Source organism: Photobacterium salinisoli (assembly GCF_003614885.1).
Lineage (GTDB): Bacteria > Pseudomonadota > Gammaproteobacteria > Enterobacterales > Vibrionaceae > Photobacterium > Photobacterium salinisoli.
Genome location: NZ_QZMS01000007.1, coordinates 846,292 through 866,258 on the forward strand (window position 1 = coordinate 846,292; position 19,967 = coordinate 866,258).

General features: G+C 49.8%; 13 protein-coding genes and 1 pseudogene. 9 read left to right on the forward strand and 5 right to left on the reverse strand.

All coding sequences use genetic code 11. From position 1 onward, the window contains the following. Nucleotides 1–52: 52 nt before the first annotated feature. A complete protein-coding gene (gene cra / locus D6M16_RS04530; RefSeq protein ID WP_120510760.1) occupies nt 53–1,036 on the reverse strand; it encodes a catabolite repressor/activator in 984 nt (327 codons plus the stop codon). 302 nt (nt 1,037–1,338) lie between these two features. On the opposite strand from cra, the gene fruB reads away from it, so the two are divergent. From fruB to fruA, 3 genes are read left to right on the forward strand one after another with little or no spacing between them, the layout of a single operon-like run. Then, nucleotides 1,339–2,469, forward strand: a complete 1,131-nt coding sequence (gene fruB / locus D6M16_RS04535; protein WP_120510761.1) for a fused PTS fructose transporter subunit IIA/HPr protein — start codon at nt 1,339–1,341, stop codon at nt 2,467–2,469. After that, a complete protein-coding gene (gene pfkB / locus D6M16_RS04540) occupies nt 2,470–3,432 on the forward strand; it encodes a 1-phosphofructokinase (RefSeq protein ID WP_120510762.1) in 963 nt (320 codons plus the stop codon). 44 nt (nt 3,433–3,476) lie between these two features. After that, the gene (gene fruA / locus D6M16_RS04545) at nt 3,477–5,210 is read left to right on the forward strand and encodes a PTS fructose transporter subunit IIBC (protein ID WP_120510763.1); all 1,734 of its coding nucleotides are present in this window, start codon (nt 3,477–3,479) and stop codon (nt 5,208–5,210) included. A gap of 278 nt (nt 5,211–5,488) precedes the next feature. On the opposite strand, the gene D6M16_RS04550 is transcribed toward fruA, so the two are convergent. Continuing rightward, nucleotides 5,489–6,241: a hypothetical protein gene (locus tag D6M16_RS04550; RefSeq protein WP_120510764.1), complete on the reverse strand. Its 753-nt coding sequence runs from the start codon at nt 6,239–6,241 to the stop codon at nt 5,489–5,491. A 281-nt stretch (nt 6,242–6,522) separates the two neighbouring features. Beyond that, nucleotides 6,523–7,356, reverse strand: a complete 834-nt coding sequence (gene ppsR, locus D6M16_RS04555) for a posphoenolpyruvate synthetase regulatory kinase/phosphorylase PpsR (protein WP_120510765.1) — start codon at nt 7,354–7,356, stop codon at nt 6,523–6,525. Between the two features lie 220 nt (nt 7,357–7,576). Here ppsR and ppsA point away from each other — a divergent pair, with 220 nt between their 5' ends. Together ppsA and D6M16_RS04565 are read left to right on the forward strand one after the other, a co-directional pair. After that, on the forward strand, nt 7,577–9,940 hold the full coding sequence (gene ppsA, locus D6M16_RS04560) for a phosphoenolpyruvate synthase (RefSeq protein WP_120510766.1): 2,364 nt from the start codon (nt 7,577–7,579) through the stop codon (nt 9,938–9,940). 637 nt (nt 9,941–10,577) lie between these two features. Beyond that, nucleotides 10,578–11,297 carry a hypothetical protein gene (locus D6M16_RS04565; protein WP_120510767.1) on the forward strand — a complete coding sequence of 240 codons (720 nt, stop codon included), beginning with the start codon at nt 10,578–10,580 and terminating at the stop codon, nt 11,295–11,297. Between the two features lie 311 nt (nt 11,298–11,608). Here D6M16_RS04565 and D6M16_RS22480 read toward each other — a convergent pair. Then, a pseudogene (locus tag D6M16_RS22480) lies at nt 11,609–11,768 on the reverse strand (MFS transporter); the annotation flags it as partial. Between the two features lie 121 nt (nt 11,769–11,889). On the opposite strand from D6M16_RS22480, the gene D6M16_RS04575 reads away from it, so the two are divergent. The 4 genes from D6M16_RS04575 (at nt 11,890) to D6M16_RS04590 (ending at nt 17,949) form a co-directional block, all read left to right on the forward strand. After that, nucleotides 11,890–12,657 carry an ABC transporter ATP-binding protein gene (locus D6M16_RS04575; RefSeq protein ID WP_120510768.1) on the forward strand — a complete coding sequence of 256 codons (768 nt, stop codon included), beginning with the start codon at nt 11,890–11,892 and terminating at the stop codon, nt 12,655–12,657. A 21-nt stretch (nt 12,658–12,678) separates the two neighbouring features. Continuing rightward, the gene (locus tag D6M16_RS04580; protein ID WP_120510769.1) at nt 12,679–13,572 is read left to right on the forward strand and encodes an iron-siderophore ABC transporter substrate-binding protein; all 894 of its coding nucleotides are present in this window, start codon (nt 12,679–12,681) and stop codon (nt 13,570–13,572) included. 68 nt (nt 13,573–13,640) lie between these two features. After that, nucleotides 13,641–15,575 (forward strand): Fe(3+)-hydroxamate ABC transporter permease FhuB, encoded by a 1,935-nt coding sequence (fhuB, locus tag D6M16_RS04585; RefSeq protein WP_240435574.1) that lies wholly within the window; start codon nt 13,641–13,643, stop codon nt 15,573–15,575. Nucleotides 15,576–15,720: 145 nt separating this feature from the next. Beyond that, nucleotides 15,721–17,949 (forward strand): TonB-dependent receptor, encoded by a 2,229-nt coding sequence (locus D6M16_RS04590; RefSeq protein ID WP_120510771.1) that lies wholly within the window; start codon nt 15,721–15,723, stop codon nt 17,947–17,949. Between the two features lie 355 nt (nt 17,950–18,304). Here the strand turns inward: D6M16_RS04590 and D6M16_RS04595 are convergent, their stop codons facing one another. Next, entirely contained in the window at nt 18,305–19,744 is a 1,440-nt protein-coding gene (locus D6M16_RS04595) for a glyceraldehyde-3-phosphate dehydrogenase (RefSeq protein WP_120510772.1), read from the reverse strand. Nucleotides 19,745–19,967: the final 223 nt, after the last annotated feature.

Here is a 19,967-nt window from a genome sequence, read left to right on the forward strand (position 1 = left end):
TCGCAAACCGGACAGAAAAAAGTGCCGAGGAAAGATGATGTATCACTTTCCCTCAGCGAATTTTAAGCTGACGCGGAATCACTTCGACGCCGGCGCGATATCGGCCTGCGGTGGCATTGAGCGCCAGTTCCAGTGCGCTGTCAGCAATATCTTCAAACTGCTGTGGCAGAGAATGAATGCGCATGGGCAGAAAATCCAGCAATCTGTGATCACCAAAGGTCGCCAGTTGGGTGGTGGTCATCAGCTCGGGGTGGGACAGAAAACAGTCCAGCATGCCTTCAAACAAGCTGTAGGAAGTAATGAGAATACTGTCTGGCACCTGATCGCTGTCAATCCAGGTCTGCAGTAAACGCTGGCCTTCTTCGGGACTGAAGTGAGTGCCATACAGCGTTTTGACTGCTATGTCTGGCCGGTGATCACGGATGGCGGCATGGAATCCCATTTCCCGTTGTTGCGAGATACCCAGATCGGGTACGGCGCCAATCAGGCCAATCGACGTGGTGTCGTCTTTAATGAGCTGCTCGGTCAGCGAATAAGCACCGTCGTGATCTTCACTGATCACACAGGCAAAAAATTCATCGTCCAGGCCACGGTCAATTGCGATGACGGGAACACCGGCCTGCTGGATCTGACGGTAAAAATCATTGTCGGCAGGTAGGCTGCTCGCCACAATCAGGGCATCGATACGACGTCCTACCAGCGTCTGCGCCACTTTCATTTCGGTCTCTGGCTCATCGTCAGAACAGCTGATAATCACCTGATAGCCGGCTTTGCGTGCATCACGTTCAAGAAGCTTGGCTAATTTTGCGTAACTGGAGTTTTCCAGATCCGGGATGATCAGGCCAAGTGAACGTGAGCTGCCTGCCCGCAGCGCGCTGGCAGCATGGTCGGGTTTGAAATTGTGTTCATCAACCACGGCCATGACTTTTTGCTGGGTCTTTTCACTGATCCGGTACTGGCTGGCTTTGCCGTTAATTACATAGCTGGCCGTTGTACGGGAAACGCCTGCCAGTCTGGCTATCTCATCTAACTTCATCGTGTCTCATTCACTCGAAAATCAGGCAAAGTGTGTGGTGGATCATAGATTCAAAACGGATCCAATGTCCATTGTTTGCAATTCTTGCTGAATCGATCCAGCATCATAGCTGAAAGGTTTCAGCACTGTCTTCTCAGATATTCTATACTCTCTGGTACAACGCTGAAACTTTTTATTTACCTCGATGCTGAATCGTTTCAGCTTTGGTTTTAGATATAGTTAAAGCTGAATCGAATATCAGACAAAACACTCAGTATATCCGGCCTCCAGAGCCGGTGAGAATAAACAGGGGAGTGAAACAGATGTTGTCACTGACGCAACAAGACATTGTGCTGAATCAATCAGCCAGAGATAAAACCGCTGCCATATCGGCCCTTGCCGGTGAACTGACCCAGCAAGGCTTGGTGTCTGAAGGTTATGTTAAAGGCATGCTGGCCCGGGAGGCGCAAAACTCGACCTTTCTCGGTAGCGGTATTGCTATCCCTCACGGTACAACCGATACCCGCGATCTTGTTCAGCAAACCGGGGTGAAAATTCACCATTATCCGAAAGGTGTCGACTGGGGTGACGGCAATATTGCGTATCTGGCGATTGGCATTGCAGCGAAATCGGATGAGCACCTCGGGATACTGAAGCAACTGACTAAAGTGCTGTCGGCAGACGGTGTGGAAGAGCAGATCCGGCAATGTAACACTGCCGAGGCTGTAATCTCACTGCTGAATGGCGACACTCAGCTTGAAGCGGATTTTGATGAGTCACTGATTTCATTGCATTCTCCTGCAACGGATTTACTTCAACTGACAGCGGTGGCGGCTGGTCTTATTAAAAATAAGCAGGCAGCCGATAACGCATTTGTTGCTGATGTGATAGCCGAGGGCGCGTCGTATCTTGGGCAGGGACTGTGGCTGGCAAGAAGCAGCAAAGGGGTAAGCCGTACTGCCTTATCTTTTGTGACACCGTCACAAGGAATCCTTCATCAAGAACAACCGGTCAAAGGCTTGCTGATGCTGGCAGCCTGTAACGCGGCCTGTCAAAAGCCGCTGAACCTGCTGGCGCAAAAGATTTATCAGAACCAGCTGCACACCCTGTTTGAAGCCGACGCGACCCAATTACCGGCAGTGTTTACAGACGCTCAGCCGGCGGCGAGTGATGCAGCAAACACCGCCGTGTTCCGGATCCGCAATGCACATGGCCTGCATGCCCGTCCCGGTGCCATGCTGGTGAGTGTGGCGAAGAAATTCGAATCGGCGATTCAAGTGAAAAATCTGCAGGGCGACGGCAAATCAGTCAATGCCAAGAGCCTGATGAAAGTGATTGCGCTGGGTGTCAAGCATGGCCATGAACTGGAATTTATGGCAGACGGTTCGGATGCCCCTGAAGCCCTGTCGGCCATCGGAGATGCGATTGCTGGCGGACTGGGCGAGGGTAAATAGATGAATACTCAGGCAACCCGAAATGACACACAGCCTAAAGTGGTGGCGGTGAATCTCAACCCGGCGCTGGACCTGACCGGCAGTTTATCCGTGCTGGAGGCAGGTACGGTCAATCTGGTCGAGCGCGGGTCTCTGCACCCGGCAGGAAAAGGGGTGAATGTCGCCCGTGTACTGGCCGAACTGGGCGCCGCTGTCACAGTGACCGGTTTACTGGGAACCGAAAATCAGGATCCGTTTTGTGAACTCTTCAGCCAGTACGGTATTGAAGATGCCTTTGTTCGTGTACATGGCGCAAGCCGGATTAATGTCAAACTGGTCGAAGCCAGTGGCCGTGTCAGCGACATCAACTTTCCTGGTGTGACAGTCAGCCAGAACGATGTGGCCGCCATGGAGAGCAAACTGTTCGAGCTGGCCGAGCAGCATGAGGTGTTTGTGATTGCTGGCAGCCTGCCGGCGGGACTGAGTCCGCAAGTCTGTGCGCAATGGATTAAAAGACTAAAAGCACAGGGTAAAAAGGTGCTGTTTGACAGCAGTAATCAGGCATTAAAAGCCGGCCTGACTGCTTCGCCCTGGCTGGTGAAGCCCAATGACGAAGAGTTGTCTGCCTGGTGCGGCAAGCCGTTGGAAACACCGGCAGAGCTGAAAAACGTCGCAGAAGCGCTCTATCGCCAGGATATCGCAAATGTTGTGGTATCGCTGGGCGAGAAAGGCGTGATGTGGCTGGATGAGTCTGGCTGGCTGCACTCACAGCCGCCAGTTATGGAGGTTGTCAGCACCGTCGGCGCCGGGGATACCCTTGTGGCTGGCTTATGCTGGGGTTACCTCAATCAATGGAATAAACAAGAAACACTGGCGTTTGCGACGGCGTTGTCGGCACTGGCAGTGACCCAGGTAGGGGTCGGTGTACCCGATGACGCACTGCTAAATCAAACGTTGGAAAGTGTTCAGATCAGTAACGAGTAGCCTGTTGGCCAAAACGTGAATTGTTGAATGACAAAGGTGACGACATGAAGATAGCAATACTGACCGCTTGCCCAAGCGGAATCGCAAACACGGTCATCGCGGCCGGTTTAATGGAACAAGCGGTGAAGGCACTGAACTGGCAGGCTGATATTGAAGCCCAGTCCAGTATTATGCCGGTGACCCCCTTGTCACAGGCTGCCATTGAACAGGCAGATGCTGTGGTAGTCATTGCAGATACTCCGGTGGATCTGACCCGTTTTGTCGGTAAAAAAGTATATCAAGGCGGCATGGCAGAGTGTCTGGCTGATCCTAATGCCTTCCTGCAATCAGCAGTCTCGCAGGCCACTGTGCTGGCAAAGGCAGAGCCTATCGTTGCAGAGACCGCATCAGCTTCTGCGGCTAAACACATTGTTGCCATTACAGCATGCCCGACAGGGGTCGCACACACTTTTATGGCCGCAGAAGCACTGGAAGAAGAAGCGAAGCGCCAGGGTTACAGCATCAAAGTCGAAACCCGTGGCTCGGTAGGAGCCAAAAACCAGCTGACGGCTGAAGATATTTCAGCGGCTGATTTGGTGATCATTGCTGCCGATATCGAAGTGGATCTGTCCCGTTTTGAAGGAAAACGACTGTATAAAACCAGTACAGGCGCTGCCTTGAAGAAAACCCGACAGGAAATCGATAATGCTTTTGCTTCTGCTTCCGTGTTTCATGGCAAAGCATCCGGCGCGGCCACAGTGTCAGCCAAAGAAGAGAAAACCGGCCCATACAAGCATCTGATGACGGGTGTCTCGCACATGTTGCCATTGGTCGTCGCCGGTGGTCTGGCTATCGCTTTGTCGTTCGTGTTTGGTATCGAAGCGTTCAAAGAAGAGGGCACCTTAGCCGCCGCATTAATGCAGATTGGGGGTAGCTCGGCCTTTGCACTGATGGTTCCTGTTCTGGCGGGCTATATCGCGTATTCTATCGCGGACCGTCCGGGTCTGGCACCGGGCTTAATTGGCGGCATGCTGGCCAGTTCAACCGGGGCCGGATTTCTGGGAGGGATCGTTGCTGGTTTTCTGGCGGGATACAGTGCCAAGCTGATTGCTGAAAACGTGCGTTTACCGTCATCGATGGAAGCGCTGAAACCTATTCTTATCATTCCGCTGCTCGCCAGCCTGATCACCGGACTGGTGATGATCTACATTGTTGGCGGTCCGGTATCTGCAGCCATGAACGGGTTGACCGAGTTTTTGAACAACATGGGTTCGGCTAACGCTGTGCTGCTGGGCATTCTGCTGGGCTGTATGATGTGTTTTGACTTGGGTGGTCCGGTCAACAAAGCGGCATATACCTTTGGTGTCGGCCTGCTGGCATCACAAACCTATGGTCCGATGGCGGCGGTGATGGCAGCCGGTATGGTACCGGCACTGGGTATGGGGCTGGCTACTTTCCTGGCTAAACGCAAGTTTTCACTGCCAGAGCAGGAAGCAGGCAAAGCCTCTTTTGTGCTTGGACTGTGCTTTATCTCCGAAGGAGCGATTCCATTTGCCGCTCGCGACCCCATGCGTGTGATTCCAAGCTGCATGGCTGGCGGCGCGTTAACCGGCGCATTGTCTATGTTGATTGGGGCAAAACTGATGGCACCGCATGGTGGCCTGTTTGTGTTGTTTATTCCTAACGCCATTACACCTGTGCTGATGTATCTGGTTGCGATTGCGGCGGGTACGATTCTGACGGGGGCCACATATGCGTTTCTGAAACGTGCTGAACAGGCGGAGCTGGTGACGGCATAAAGAAAAGAGCCCCAGACATATAACATGTCTGGGGCGTTGCCACCGCTGCCTACTGAATCTTTGGGTGCTTATCCCCGTTATACACTCTGCTTTCCCCAAAAAGCGCATTGCACAGAGTGAATGAGAACATTGACCGCGTTGTTTTATGTAGGCTCTCCTTGCGAGTAAAGACTGCCATACTGGCGAATGCGCATGTTTCCCAATTATTATTGTTTGCTGCCCAATGTCATCATGGATGCATTGATGTTGTTATTACTTTCCTCGCATGTTACCTGCGATTATTCTTCGACTGCGTACAGAATGGTGTCATCACTGGTAATCAGCAGATACGTATCTCCCGGTTCCAGGTTGGGTAAACAGAGATCCAGTTGTTGTGGCGCTATTACCTCGCCGTCCTGACCTTTGGTCGCTGAAATTTCAAACTTATCACCACAACCTGCCATCAATATAGTTGGCGAAACTTTGCCTGCCGTGACATTGGTTGATCCCGTTGCTGACGCAGACTGGTAATCAATTTTGATGTCGGTATTGGTAAAAACTCTGAACCCGTACTGATCGTCCGGTACGTCATCGTCGTTATCGCGTCGGATAGAAGTCACCTTGAAGCTGTTGGTGGTTTCACCATCCAGCCATACAATTGTCCACCAATCCTCACCGTTGTTGAGCAGGGTATTTGTTTGCGCCGGTTCTTCTTCCAGCTGATATTTGGTGTCCCAGATACCGATGGTGACAGGCTGAGCTGAGCTGCCGCCCCAGCGGTGCATATATTCACGGTGCGTACTGTCGCTGATCGGGCCGCCTTGCATATTGTCAGTCGTGAACAAGCTGGCGGTACTCGCATCAGAGCCGTTTTGCACAAAAACATTCACTTGCTCGCGGGCCGTATTGACGAAGGTCAGTCTGGCCTGGCGATCCAGCTGGCTGCTGCCACCGGATGCATCACCAGAATCACTGCCTGAGCCACCACCACAGGCACTCAGCGTTACAATGATTCCCAGATTAAGCGCAAAACCCCACAATGGCTTATTCATTTGCCACCTCTAGTTGGATTAATTTATTCCTTTCTCAGTAAGCATATTGCAACGATTGGAGCTTTTTTGAGTAATACGAGGGGCGCAGAAAAGTTTTCATTAATTAGTTCAAATTGCGAGGTTTTTTCACTCTCAAAGCTGAGACAGACTGTCTGGCGGCTCGGTATAACATGCGATCTGTCAATCAACGAGCAGATTCAGTCAGGCTGGAAGGGAAGCGGCTAAGCCATAGTTTGGCACTATGGCTTAGTTAATTTTATAACATTATCAATAATATTTTATTAACACATTCTGCGTTTCAGGCCGCTGATATCCAGCAGCCGGGTTGAGATCTCTTCAACAGACAGGGAAGTGGTGTTGAGATAAGGGATAGCCTCGCGGCGGAACATAGCTTCGACTTTCGACAGTTCACTTTCGCACTGCCCCTCACTGGCGTACTGACTGTTGGCGTAGCGCTCGTTGCGAATGGTGACAAGACGCTCCGTATCTATGGTTAACCCGTATGTTTTGTAGCGATAAGGTTCAATTTCCTTGGGAAGCCTAAGGCTGTTCATATCGTCAGCAATGAAGGGGTAGTTCACTGCGCGTATGCCAAATTGCATCGCCAGATACAGGCTGGTAGGGGTTTTTCCACATCTTGATACGCCGAGCAGGATAATATCGGCCTTATCCAGGTTACTCAGGGATATTCCATCGTCATGGGCCAGCGTGTATTCGATGGCTGCGATTCTGTCCTGATAGCTGGCCACATCACGGCTGATGCTGTGTGAGCGGCCCAGCATGGCATTGGGCTGCATGTTCAAATCTTTACTGAGCGGCTGAACCAGTGCGTCAAGTACATCATACAATTTGGCCTGACATTGATTAATAACGGCTTTTACTTCCGGCAGTACGATGGAGTAAAAAACCAGTGGCTCAACACCAGATACCCGATGGGCTTCATTAATTTTTTCTTTAACCTGCAGAGCACGTTCAACCGACTCAACAAAAGGCAGTGTGGTTTGGCGAATCTCAAGGTTAAATTGACCAAGTACGGCGTGCCCAAGTGTTTCAGATGTAATCGCTGTACCGTCAGAAACGTAAAACACATCACGAAAATCAGATTTGCGGCGCATAATAAGTTGAGTCCTTTAGATGATCCTGTAACGATTGAGGCCAACAAACAATTTATAACTATAACCCTACAGGGTAAGTGTTCTGCTGAGCAAGGTTTTGCCAGCAGTTTGTCTTGAACGGCGACTATTCTGAAGCAAGTTTTTTTTGAATGCTAAAGCAATCGTTTCCGTTGAGAGTTTGCCCACACTATACAGCTGATCCAATACAAGGAGACTTCCCGTGCAACAGAATGTTGTTTGGTATGATGCTTTATCAATGAACGACGTTGATAAAGTTGGTGGTAAGAACGCATCGCTGGGCGAAATGGTCGCCAATCTTGCGAATGCTGGCGTGAAAGTACCTAACGGCTACGCAACAACATCTTATGCATTCAACCAGTTTCTGGAAGCCAATAACCTGAATGATCGTATTTACGATCTGCTGGATACGCTGGATGTCGATGATGTGAATGCGCTGAAGCAGGCTGGCGATACTATCCGTAAATGGGTGTATGAAGCGCCGCTGCCAGCCGACCTTGAGCAAGACATCCGTCAGTGCTACAAGGAACTGGGTGAAGGTGACGAGATGCTGTCCGTCGCTGTGCGCTCTTCTGCTACGGCCGAAGACCTGCCTGATGCCTCGTTCGCAGGTCAGCAGGAAACTTTCCTTAACGTTCGCGGTATCGATTCTGTCATCGAAGCCGTGAAACACGTATTTGCTTCTCTGTTTAACGATCGTGCTATTTCATACCGTGTTCATCAGGGCTTTGACCATAAAGGTGTTGCACTGTCAGCCGGTATTCAGCGCATGGTGCGCTCTGATAAAGCTTCTTCCGGTGTGATGTTTACACTGGACACTGAATCTGGCTTTGATCAGGTTGTGTTCATCACATCTTCTGTCGGTCTGGGTGAAATGGTCGTGCAGGGCGCGGTTAACCCAGACGAATTCTACGTTCATAAACCGACTCTGGTTGCCGGTAATCCTGCCGTCGTTCGCCGTACACTGGGCTCTAAGCTGCAGAAAATGATTTACGGTGAAGGTAAAGCACTGGGCACTCAAGTTGTTATCCAAGACACAAACGCGACAGAGCAAAACAGCTTCTCCCTGACTGATGACGAAGTCGAGGCGCTGGCGAAGCAAGCCATGATCATCGAAAAACACTACGGTCGTCCAATGGACATCGAGTGGGCGAAAGACGGTATTACCGGTGAGCTGATGATTGTTCAGGCGCGTCCGGAAACTGTTCGCTCCCGCGATGATGCCAACGTGATGGAGCGTTTCCATCTGAACGGTCAGGGTAAATCTCTGGTTGAAGGTCGTGCGATTGGTCAGCGTATCGGTACGGGTGTGGTCCGTGTGGTCAATCATCTCGACCAGATGGATCAGGTGCAGGCGGGCGATGTGCTGGTGGCTGACATGACAGACCCGGACTGGGAACCTGTGATGAAGAAAGCGGCTGCCATCGTGACTAACCGTGGCGGACGTACCTGTCACGCGGCGATCATTGCCCGTGAGCTGGGTATTCCGGCTGTTGTCGGTTGTGGTAACGCCACTGAGCTGCTCAAAGACGGCCAGATTGTGACGGTTTCCTGTGCACAAGGCGAAACGGGCTTTATCTACGAAGGCGAACTGGATTTCGAAATCCGCCGCTCTGAAGTGGATAACCTGCCTGAACTGCCACTGAAAGTCATGATGAACGTGGGCAACCCGGATCGCGCATTCGACTTCGCTTGTATTCCGAACGAAGGGGTTGGTCTGGCGCGTCTGGAGTTCATCATCAACAAGATGATCGGCATTCACCCGAAAGCGCTGCTGAACTATGATGCGCAGTCGGACGAGCTGAAAGCTGAAATCGACCGTCGTATCGCAGGTTACTCCGACCCGGTTGAATTCTACATTCAGAAACTGACCGAAGGGATCTCAACTCTGGCTGCTGCCTTCTGGCCGAAGCGTGTCATCGTTCGGATGTCAGACTTCAAATCGAACGAGTACCGCAATCTGGTTGGCGGTGTGAACTTCGAACCGGTTGAAGAAAACCCGATGATCGGTTTCCGTGGCGCCTCTCGCTACGTATCGCCTCAGTTCCAGGATTGTTTTGCGCTGGAATGTGAAGCGATCAAGCGTGTTCGCAACACCATGGGGCTGCGCAACGTCGAAATCATGATCCCGTTCGTACGTACCGTGAGCGAAGCCGCTTCCGTGATTGACTTGCTGGCGAAATTCGACCTGCGTCGCGGCGAGAATGGCCTGAAAGTCATCATGATGTGTGAGCTGCCATCGAACGCGATTCTGGCCGAAGAGTTCCTGAAGTACTTCGACGGCTTCTCTATCGGCTCTAACGACATGACACAGCTGACGCTGGGTCTGGACCGTGACTCCGGTGAAATCGCCCACATGTTTGATGAGCGTAACGAAGCGGTGAAAGCCATGCTGTCGATGGCGATCAAAGCGGCCCGTAAAGCCGGGAAATATGTCGGTATCTGTGGTCAGGGCCCATCTGACCATGAAGATCTTGCCGACTGGCTGATGGAGCAGGGTATCGATTCTGTATCCCTGAACCCGGACACCGTGGTGGAAACCTGGCTGCACCTGGGTAAGAAATAAGCACACGTCAGCTAAGCTGAAATAAAGTATCAAAGCCCGCGCAAGTCGCGGGCTTTTTACATCTGTGCCCACAGCAAACGCTTTCAGTTCCTCCCCCTTTTTAAGGGGGAGGCTAGGAGGGGGTTATTTGGCACAGACGCTAATTCCGTGCTCGCTTCACGAACCCCACCCTGACCCTCCCCTTGCCAAGGGGAGGGAATTGCTGAGCTCACAATGAATTCGGTCCGGTTCTTTCCCCTTATCAAGGGGGAGGCTAGGAGGGGGTTATTTGGCGCAATCGCCAAATCCGTGCTCGCTTCACGAACCCCACCCTGATTCTCCCCTTGCCAAGGGGAGGGGATTGCCGTACTCACAACAGACTCGGTCTTGTTCCTCCCCCTTTTCAAGGGGGAGGTTAGGAGGGGGTTACAGGGCACAGGCGGAAAATTGTGCTCACTTATCCACCAATTCCTCTTTCTATTTCAATGAGTTACTTTATTCTCCTCCCATCAATATCACACTTGTTGTCTAAGCAGTGTGATCCTTATGCATAGAGTAAAAGCACTATATTGATATGCAATTCGCTCAGTGAAACCCTATGTGCATCAACAGGGGGAACCTGTTGATTTCATTTCATATTGCATGTTGAGAGAGAAAGATGTTTAAAAAGAAATTATCCGTTGTGATGTTGGCATCACTGGGCCTATTTGGTTGTGACTGGAACGACGACGATAAAAAAGCGGTTGAAGAAGCCGTGAAAGACAATGTGGTCGAGGAAGTGGTTAAGCCTGAAGGGTTGAATGTTCAGGTGGATTTGTATAATAAGCTACCAGAAGATTTTCATAATGCTTATGTTTCATTTTATTTTGACACCGACAACTCAGGTAGCATTGATGAGAATGATTTTAACATTCAAGTATATTTTGCTGATAGGGATCCAAGCATCACTGCTGAGATAAGATACCCTATTAGAGAAAATAACGCACCTTCAAAACATCACTACATTGTTGAACGTTTAGGAGTGGTAAACGTTGATAGTTCTGATGGCAAATCAACGATTAATATCAATATATTTCCTGAGCCTATTTTGGCGGATGAATCAGTAAATGGCAGTCTGGGTCTAGATAGTGATGGTAGACCACATCCTGTTTTAAATGAATATTTGGAATTGTTTGAGAAGGCCAAAAGTGCGACTCACTTTGATACCTATGTGGATTATCGAGGTGATTCACCTGCTGATAGAAGTAGGGATTTTCTAAGTGATGGCGGTAAAGTACCATTGCAGTTAACTTCTAATGTATTCTCAGATTCAAAAGATGATTATGACGGTGAGACCAATTACGCCGACATCGAGCGAGTAACAATCAGCTTCGATTAATTCAAGTTTTTATTGTGATAATAAGCCCGCATTTGCGGGCTTATGTGTCTCTGAAAATAAAAACTACCGTCATTCACTGTTTTATTTCACCGCTCCTCAACCACACGCACGACGGCTTTTTCCTTCCGCCGGGTAAAGGCAATCCCGGTGACCAGAACTGAAAACCCGAGACAGACTCACGCCGGGGGTTACGAGGAAATCACCACAGTAGTTGCCAGCAGAGAGGCCAGGCCATAACCCAGGGTGTGTGACATCGAAGTTAAACCGGCGATTTTGCCTTATTGCTCAGGGTTGGTTTGGGTGGTCATGGACGTATAGGCAGGCGCCATGCCTGCCAATGCTTGCAGCACGACAATTTTGGGACCGTTGCGGTCACTCTAGCTGTCCCAGAACGGTGCTGAAGGCAGGAACAGAAAGCTGCCAATCGCAATCACAAATCAACCAGGTGGGTAAGCCAAATGCGGAGTGTTCTTGTTCTCACTGAAATCAGTGACAGGTATCCTACATCTAAATAGTTGTGAAAACTATTATCATTAACAGTGCGCTATGATAAAGTTCGTGCACTTTGTTGTGCAACACAATTACCGCATTCATGTATCAACTCATTGACGCTGCCTTTGATGTGGACGGGAAACGGATTCTTCATCCAACGTCACTGGCTTTTGAACCCGGAAAAGTCACTACTTTGCTCGGCCATAATGGTTGTGGCAAATCCACGCTGATGAAACTGCTCAGCAGGCAAAACGTGCCTGCAGCCGGTCACGTTCTGCTCAAGGATCAGCCTGTTCAGCAGTTTGACAGCAAGACCTTTGCGCTCAATGTGGCTTATCTGCCTCAGCATCCGCCTGTGACAGATGGTGTGACAGTGCGCGAACTGGTGTGTTTTGGCCGGTATCCCTGGAAAGGCGCATTTGGTCGTTACAGCCAGAACGATTATCAGTTGGTCGATGAAGCGATTGAGAGAGTGGGGCTGAGCGACTTTGCTGATCGTTTTGTTGCTACCTTGTCTGGCGGTGAAAGACAGCGGGCCTGGGTCGCCATGTTGCTGGCGCAACAGAGCAAGTGTATTTTGCTGGATGAACCAACTTCTGCGCTGGATGTTGCCCATCAATATGAGTTACTGCATTTAATCAGGGAGTTGAACCTCAGCTTAGACCTGACCGTCATCATGGTACTGCACGATGTCAATATGGCAGCCAAGTTCAGCGACCACTTAATCGCTTTGCATTCAGGCAAAGTGATCGCACAAGGGGCACCGGAAGAGATCATGACCCCTGAAGTTCTCAAGAAGATATACGGCATGGAACTGGCGCTGTTTTCACATCCGCAAACCGGCCAGCCGATCAGTTACATTCCATAGCAATAAAAACAGGGAAAGACCGTGAGAAAGAGTATCGCATTGCTGTTTACCGTGCTGACTTTTCAGAGTCAGGCGATGACGATAAAGCATGAGTTAGGCGAAACAGATTTTGCTGAGCCGCCTGAAAAAGTGGTGGCACTGGACTGGGCGTTGACAGAAACCGTGCTGAGCCTGGGAGTGACACCTGCAGGTGTTGCGGATAAAGACGGTTACCATAGCTGGGTAGGTGAACCGGCATTGCCCGATTCAGCGGTTGATGTCGGCTCACGACGAGAGCCTAATCTGGAGTTGCTGGCAGAGATGAAGCCGGATGTCATCCTGGTCAGCAATCACATGAGTCCTGTTTATCAGCAGTTAAATGCCATTGCGCCTACGCTGGTGTACACCATTTACAGCGATTCGAAAACACCGTTTGCCAATGCCGTAAAGGTGACTCAGCAGTTAGGGAAAGTGCTGGGCAAGGAGCAAAGGGCGCAATCTGTTATTGAGACCGTATCGGCTCGTCTCAAGCAAAACGGTGACAAAGTCCTTGCTTCTGGTGCAGGACAAAAGCCTTTGATGTTCATTCGGTTTATCAATGATAAAACCCTGCGCATTCACAGTGAAGGTTCTCTGACTCAGGACACGATTACGGCGATGGGTTTGAAAAACGATTGGCAAGAGCCAACCAATATGTGGGGATTCACGACAGCCGGTATCGAAAAAATGGCTGAGCATCAAAACACGAATGTGATGATTTTCGGCCCGTTGAAAGCGGATGAGCGAAAGCTGCTGACCCAATCACCACTCTGGCAGGTAATGGCGTTTACCCGTTCGGATTCCGTATATGAACTGCCCGCGATCTGGACCTTTGGTGGTTTAGTCTCAGCGCAGCGCTTCAGCGATTTCATTACTCAAGAACTGACACAGCACTAATGCCGTCCCAGGTTACTTTGACAGATTCATGGCAGCGCCCGGGTCAACAAGCCCGGCTGCTGTTGATTATGTCGGGCCTGATAGCCGTGATTGGTTATCTGCTCAATCTTACTGTGCCTTATTCGCAAGGGTTGCCGTTACTCTGGGAAACACTGCTCAATTACGATCCCACCAATTACCAGCACATTATTGTCAACCTGACGTATTTGCCTCGTCTGGTGATTGCCGTGTTATGCGGCTTTTCACTGGCAGTTGCGGGGGCGGTTATGCAGTTCGTGTTGCGTAACCCTATTGCATCGCCAACGACCCTGGGGGTGGCCTCGGGTGCCGAACTGGGTATGGTACTGGGTATCCTGTTATTGCCGGCATCTTTATCAATACCGTCATTTTTTCCAGCGTTTCTGGGAGGATGTCTCGCTACGGCTCTGGTGTTTCTGTTGTCGGCTAAGCGGGGGTTTGCGCCTGTTCATATGGTGCTGGCGGGCATGGTGATCAGCCTGTTTTTCGGCTCAGTCAATACCATGCTGTTGCTGCTTCATGAGCAGACTTTGTCGTCTGTCTTTGTCTGGGGCGCAGGTACGCTTAATCAAAACGGGTGGGATACAGTGACGACTTTGCTGCCTATGACGCTCTTACCGCTGGCTGCATTAATGGTGTTGCAGCGCCCGTTGGCGTCTTTGCAACTGGGCGATGGCGTCGCCACGTCACTGGGTGTAAATGTTAAACAAATCAAAGTTTTGTGTCTTGGCCTGGCCATTTTGATGACGGCAAGCGTGGTTAGCGAAGTCGGGTTGATCGGTTTTGTCGGCATAGTGGCACCAGCCATTGCCCGCCTACTGGGTTGCCGTAAGTTGCATCAGACTATTCTGCTCAGTGGTGTGATGGGTTCGCTGATGCTTCTGCTGGCTGATCTCATCATTCAGCCGTTCTCGGGTGTCGGCGGCGAGATGCTGCCAACGGGTGCGATGACCGCCTTGTTAGGCTCACCGTTTTTACTTTGGCTGCTGAGGCGAAAAACCTTACAGTCCGAGCTCAGAGCCAGGGATGAAAGTGCCGCTCACTACCATCAGCGTGATTTTAAAAAGACCGTGCTGATCTTGTCTGTATTGGCATTTTTATGTTTGATCCTGGCGATCACCGTGGGCCAGGGTCAGCAAGGCTGGACAGTGGCTTTTACGGGGGCTGTCTGGGAATACCGTTTCCCGCGGGTAGCCGTTGCTCTGCTTGCGGGTATGGGGCTGGCACTGGCAGGCACGATTATTCAGCGTGTAACAACCAACCCCATGGCAAGCCCTGAAGTGCTGGGTATCAGTTCCGGAGCCGCTCTGGCACTGGTTATTGGTGCATTGCTTGGTATTTCGGTTGAACGTCATGAACAAGTCATGCTGGGTACGGCGGGGGCGTTACTGGTCACCGCAGTGATCTGGCTGATGGGCAAGAAGCATCAGTTTGCACCGACTCAGACTTTGCTGACAGGTATTGCATTAAGTGCCGGTCTGGATGCTTTCCTGCGCATTGCAATGTCATCGGGGCAGGATAATGTCCGAGCTTTGCTGACCTGGCTATCCGGCTCAACTTATTTGGTTTCGGCTCAGGATGTCACTCTACTGGCTATCGGTGTCGGCGGGCTATTGATAGTCACTTTGTCGCTGAGCCGTTGGATTGATCTTATCGGCCTGGGGGAAGTCAGTGCAACCAGTGTTGGCCTGGATTGCCGGCGAGTCAGGCAGTTTTTGCTGTTACTGGTTGCAGGCTTGACGACGCTTTGCACTATTGTGATTGGTCCATTGAGTTTTGTTGGTTTACTCGCCCCGCATATGGCCCGCACCCTCAACCAGTACACAGCCAACCGACAATTGATTGTTGCCTGTTTACTGGGCGGCTGCCTGATGATGGTTGCCGATTGGATAGGGCGAAACCTATGGTTCCCATGGCAATTCCCAGCCGGCTTGCTCGCCTCTGTGATAGGCGGCGGCTACTTTTTGTATCTGATGCGAAAGTAAAAATTTCTGTTTGACTGATAAACAGGGTGGATAAAAAAGTTCAAATTGTAGTGAACTTTTTATGAATGATTATAGAAATAATGTGGCAAATGAGTATTATTATCAAAATCTATACTGATAATTAACTTAAAAAAAAATGGTAATAATGGCAGTGATAAAAAGGATGTTTCAATTGACGACAGTGGCAGCAGCTGTGGCCGCCACAACTTTCGTATCCAGCGTAGCTTTCGCTCAAGAATATCAGACAACGGAAGAAAAAATGGTGGTGGTGTCCAGCCGCGCACCGAAAGCGATCAGTGATATTCCAGGCACAGTCTGGTACATCGACAATGCACAGATTGAGCAAGAATACCGAGGTGGTAAAAGTCTGGGGGAAATCCTTGCTGCAGCGGTTCCATCGCTGGACGTCAGCAGTCAGGGCCGAACTAATTATGGACAGAATCTGCGTGGTCGTCCGATGCTGGTGATGATTGACGGTGTCTCTCTGAACTCTTCTCGTCTCATCAGCCGTCAGCTGGATTCCATTGACCCGTTTAATATTGATCGTATCGAAATTCTTTCTGGTGCTACTGCCATCTATGGTGCTGGTGCAACCGGTGGTGTGATTAATATTGTCACTAAAAAAGCAGAGAGTGATGAGCTTCAGTTTGAGAGCTACGTCAGTACAACCTCGGGTTTTAATAGTAGCGATGACTTTGACTATAAACTGGCCCAGTCTGTTAGCGGTGGCAATAACGTGGTCAAAGGTCGCGCTTCTGTTGTTTATGGTGAAACGCAGGGCTTTTACGATGCGAATGGCGATATTGTTGTACCGGATATTACTCAGGGCTCTGTTCAGTTCAACGAAGTGATTGATGTGTTGGGTACACTATCAATTACGCCAACCGATACCCAAACAGTAAACCTTCTGGCGCAATACTACAGCAGTGAGCAAGACAGTCCTTATGGCATTTACTTCGGTCAGGATCTGGCTGGTGTAAATAAAAACATTACAGGCAATCCGGGTGACAAAAGCCTGATTGATGTCAGAGAGGGGTTCGAGTCCGACCGCCAGGGCTCAACCGAGCGTCTGATGCTTAATGTGGATTATAGTAACACTGACTTTCTGAGCCACGAATTACTGGTGCAGGCATCATACCGTAATGAAACACTGAACTTTATTCCGTTTATCTATTCAACGTATTTAGCAGCATCTGAGCAAGAAACGGATGTGATCAGTTTGCGTGCTGCAATGATCAAGTCATTGGATAATCTGACCCTGACTTATGGTATTGATGGATACATCGATAGGCTGGACAGCAATCAGATGCTGTTCGATCGCCAGACCAGTTATAACTCTGGTGGCTTAGTGAATCGTAAAGCGTCGATGATTGGCCGTTATCCTGGCACCGAAGTGTCATCCATTGCAGGCTTTATTCAGGCGGACTTTGCAATCACTGAAAACTGGACAGTTGAAGGTGGCTATCGCTTTCAATATATGAACAACAAAGTGGACGATTTTGTTGCTTCAGGAACCCAGGTTGCGATCGCCCATGGTAATGGCACTTCTGCTGACGCAGTTCCTGGTGGTGAAACGGATTATGATATCGGCCTGTTCAACTTAGGTACCATTTATCACTTAACACAAAACGATCAGGTGTGGGCAAACTTTTCTCAGGGTTTTGACTTGTCTGATCCCGCGAAATATTACGGTGTGGGTACTTATAATGGCCCAGATGCCAATGGCCATTACAACCTGACGGGCAGTATCAATGTCGATGATTCAACACTGGCTGGAATTAAAACCAACAGCTATGAAATTGGTTATCGCCATGATGGTAGTGATTTGAGCATTCAGACTGCTGTTTATTACTCACAGTCTGATAAGGAAGTCAGCGCCAATAAAAAGACACTCAATATTGAAATCTCTGACAACAAAACCCGTGTTTATGGCTGGGAAGGACAGGCGGCTTACTGGCTGAGTAATGCTTGGCAAGCTGGTGTGAATGGGCACCTGGTGAAAACTGAAGTACAAAATAGCGATGGTGGCTGGGATAAACAGTCAATCAACTATGCCAGTGCTTCTAAAGCTGGGGCTTGGCTGGCCCGGTTCGAAGATAGTTACGCACTGAAACTGCAAAGTCAGACTTTGTTTAATCTGGATGATGAAGCTGGTAATGAAATCAATGGTTACACAGTATTTGATTTAGTAGGGAATTATCAGTTACCCGTTGGTAGCCTAGGCTTCGGTATTCAGAATCTGCTGGATCGTGAATACAGTACGGTCTGGGGACAGCGTGCTGCGGGTTGGTACTCAAGCTATGGCCCAGCAGAAGTTTTTGACTACAAGGGCCGTGGTCGGACTTATACGGTGAATTACCAAGTGAAGTTCTGATTCACTAGCTACGCATTTATCTTGCCTTTAAACCGCCCAATACATCGGGCGGTTTTTTATCACCATTACTAAGACCTGACTGAAGTGCGTGAATACTGGCTTCAGGAAAGCGGCCATTCAGTGTGTCTGAACAATCAGCAATTAGATCAAGGGGAATGTAAGACTGAGTATGGAACCGCCGGGCGAAATGGAACAGGCAGGTGATGTGGGGATTAAACAAGCCGCTGTTAGCTTCGCCAAATGATGATTATTGACTCTTCGGATTCTTGGATTATAGAAATAAAAATGCCGCCTGTGTGAGTTAAACCAGGCGGCGAATGTTCAGCAAGAGAATATAGTTATTATTGTGTAGGGTTTATTTCAGAGCAGGGAAGGTCTGATAGCGAACGCCCATCATCTGTTCCATACAGTGAACGACCTGGCAGCTGTAGCCAAACTCATTGTCATACCAGATATACAGTACACAGCGCTTGTCTTGCGCGATAGTCGCCGCGCCATCCACAACACCGGCATGGCGAGAACCCACGATGTCGCTGGATACAATCTCAGTCGACTGGGTGTAATCGATCTGACCAGACAATGCTGAGTTCAGTGCCATGTTACGCAGATAAGTGTTCAGTTCTTCTGCAGAGACATCCGTATCCAGGTTCAGGTTAGCCACTGCCATGGACACATTCGGGGTAGGGACACGAATCGCGTTACCTGTCAGTTTACCGGCCAGTGCAGGCAGTGCTTTGGCAACCGCTTTCGCCGCACCAGTAGAGGTCAGTACCATGTTCAGAGATGCTGAGCGTCCACGGCGTTCGCCAGAATGGAAGTTGTCGATCAGGTTCTGATCGTTAGTGTAAGAGTGAACGGTTTCAATGTGTCCGTTTAATACACCGTACTTATCATGAACGGCTTTCAGTACCGGTGTGATGGCGTTAGTGGTGCAGCTGGCCGCCGAGATAATAGTATCTTCACTCAGAATGTCTGTTTCATTCACACCGAATACGATGTTCTTGATCTGACCTTTACCCGGTGCGGTCAGCAGAACTTTCGCTGCACCCGGGCACTTCAGGTGTTGGCTCAGGCCATCAGCATCACGCCAGATACCTGTGTTGTCGACAACAAGCGCATTATTGATACCGTAGGTAGTGTAATCAACATCCGCCGGACTGTTTGCATAAATAACCTGAATGTAGTTACCGTTAACTATGATGGCTTTACGCTCTTCATCAACAGTAATGCTGCCATTAAACTGGCCGTGTACAGAGTCACGACGCAGCAGGCTGGCGCGTTTTTCAAGATCGCCATTCTTGCCACCGCGAACCACAATAGCTTTCAGGCGCAGTGGGTAGCCCGGGCCACTTTTCTCTATCAGCAGACGAGCCAGCAGGCGGCCGATACGTCCGAAGCCATAAAGGACAACATCACGTGATTGCAGCGTTTGGGTGCTGCTCAGCGAGTCAGCCAGTGCCGTTGTCAGGAAGTCGTCCAGATTGCTCTCGTCGTTGTGATCTTTCCAGTACATATGTGCCAGCTGACCGATATCAATACGGCAAGGTGACAGGTCCATGTCATTCAGCTTTTCGACCAATGGCAGGGTCAGGGAAGGAGAAATATCAGTGCCGGTATAACGGCGACCAACACGGTGGGCTTTAATCAGGTCGATAACTGAGGCATTGACTACCTGACGACCGAACAACAGCACTTCGACGCCTTTTTGTCGATATAGCTGGCCAAGAATTGGTGAGATGGATTCAGCATTAGTTTGACTTGTTTGCCAGTCTAGGAGGTAATTTTCCGGACTCATCTTTACTTAGGACCTTTCACATATTGGGAAGAAAAACAGGCATTTATCCTGTGAGCTGTTATGGTTTTTATGGGCAGGGATTGTAACGGCGCACAGGTTATTATCCTAGTAAAATTAATCACTTGTATTTGTGATCTAGATCTTTTGTAACTTGTGATCTTGGTCGTTTGCTCAGAGTGATCTGCTGAAATAAGTGTGAGGTGAAAAATAACTTATTTTTCGG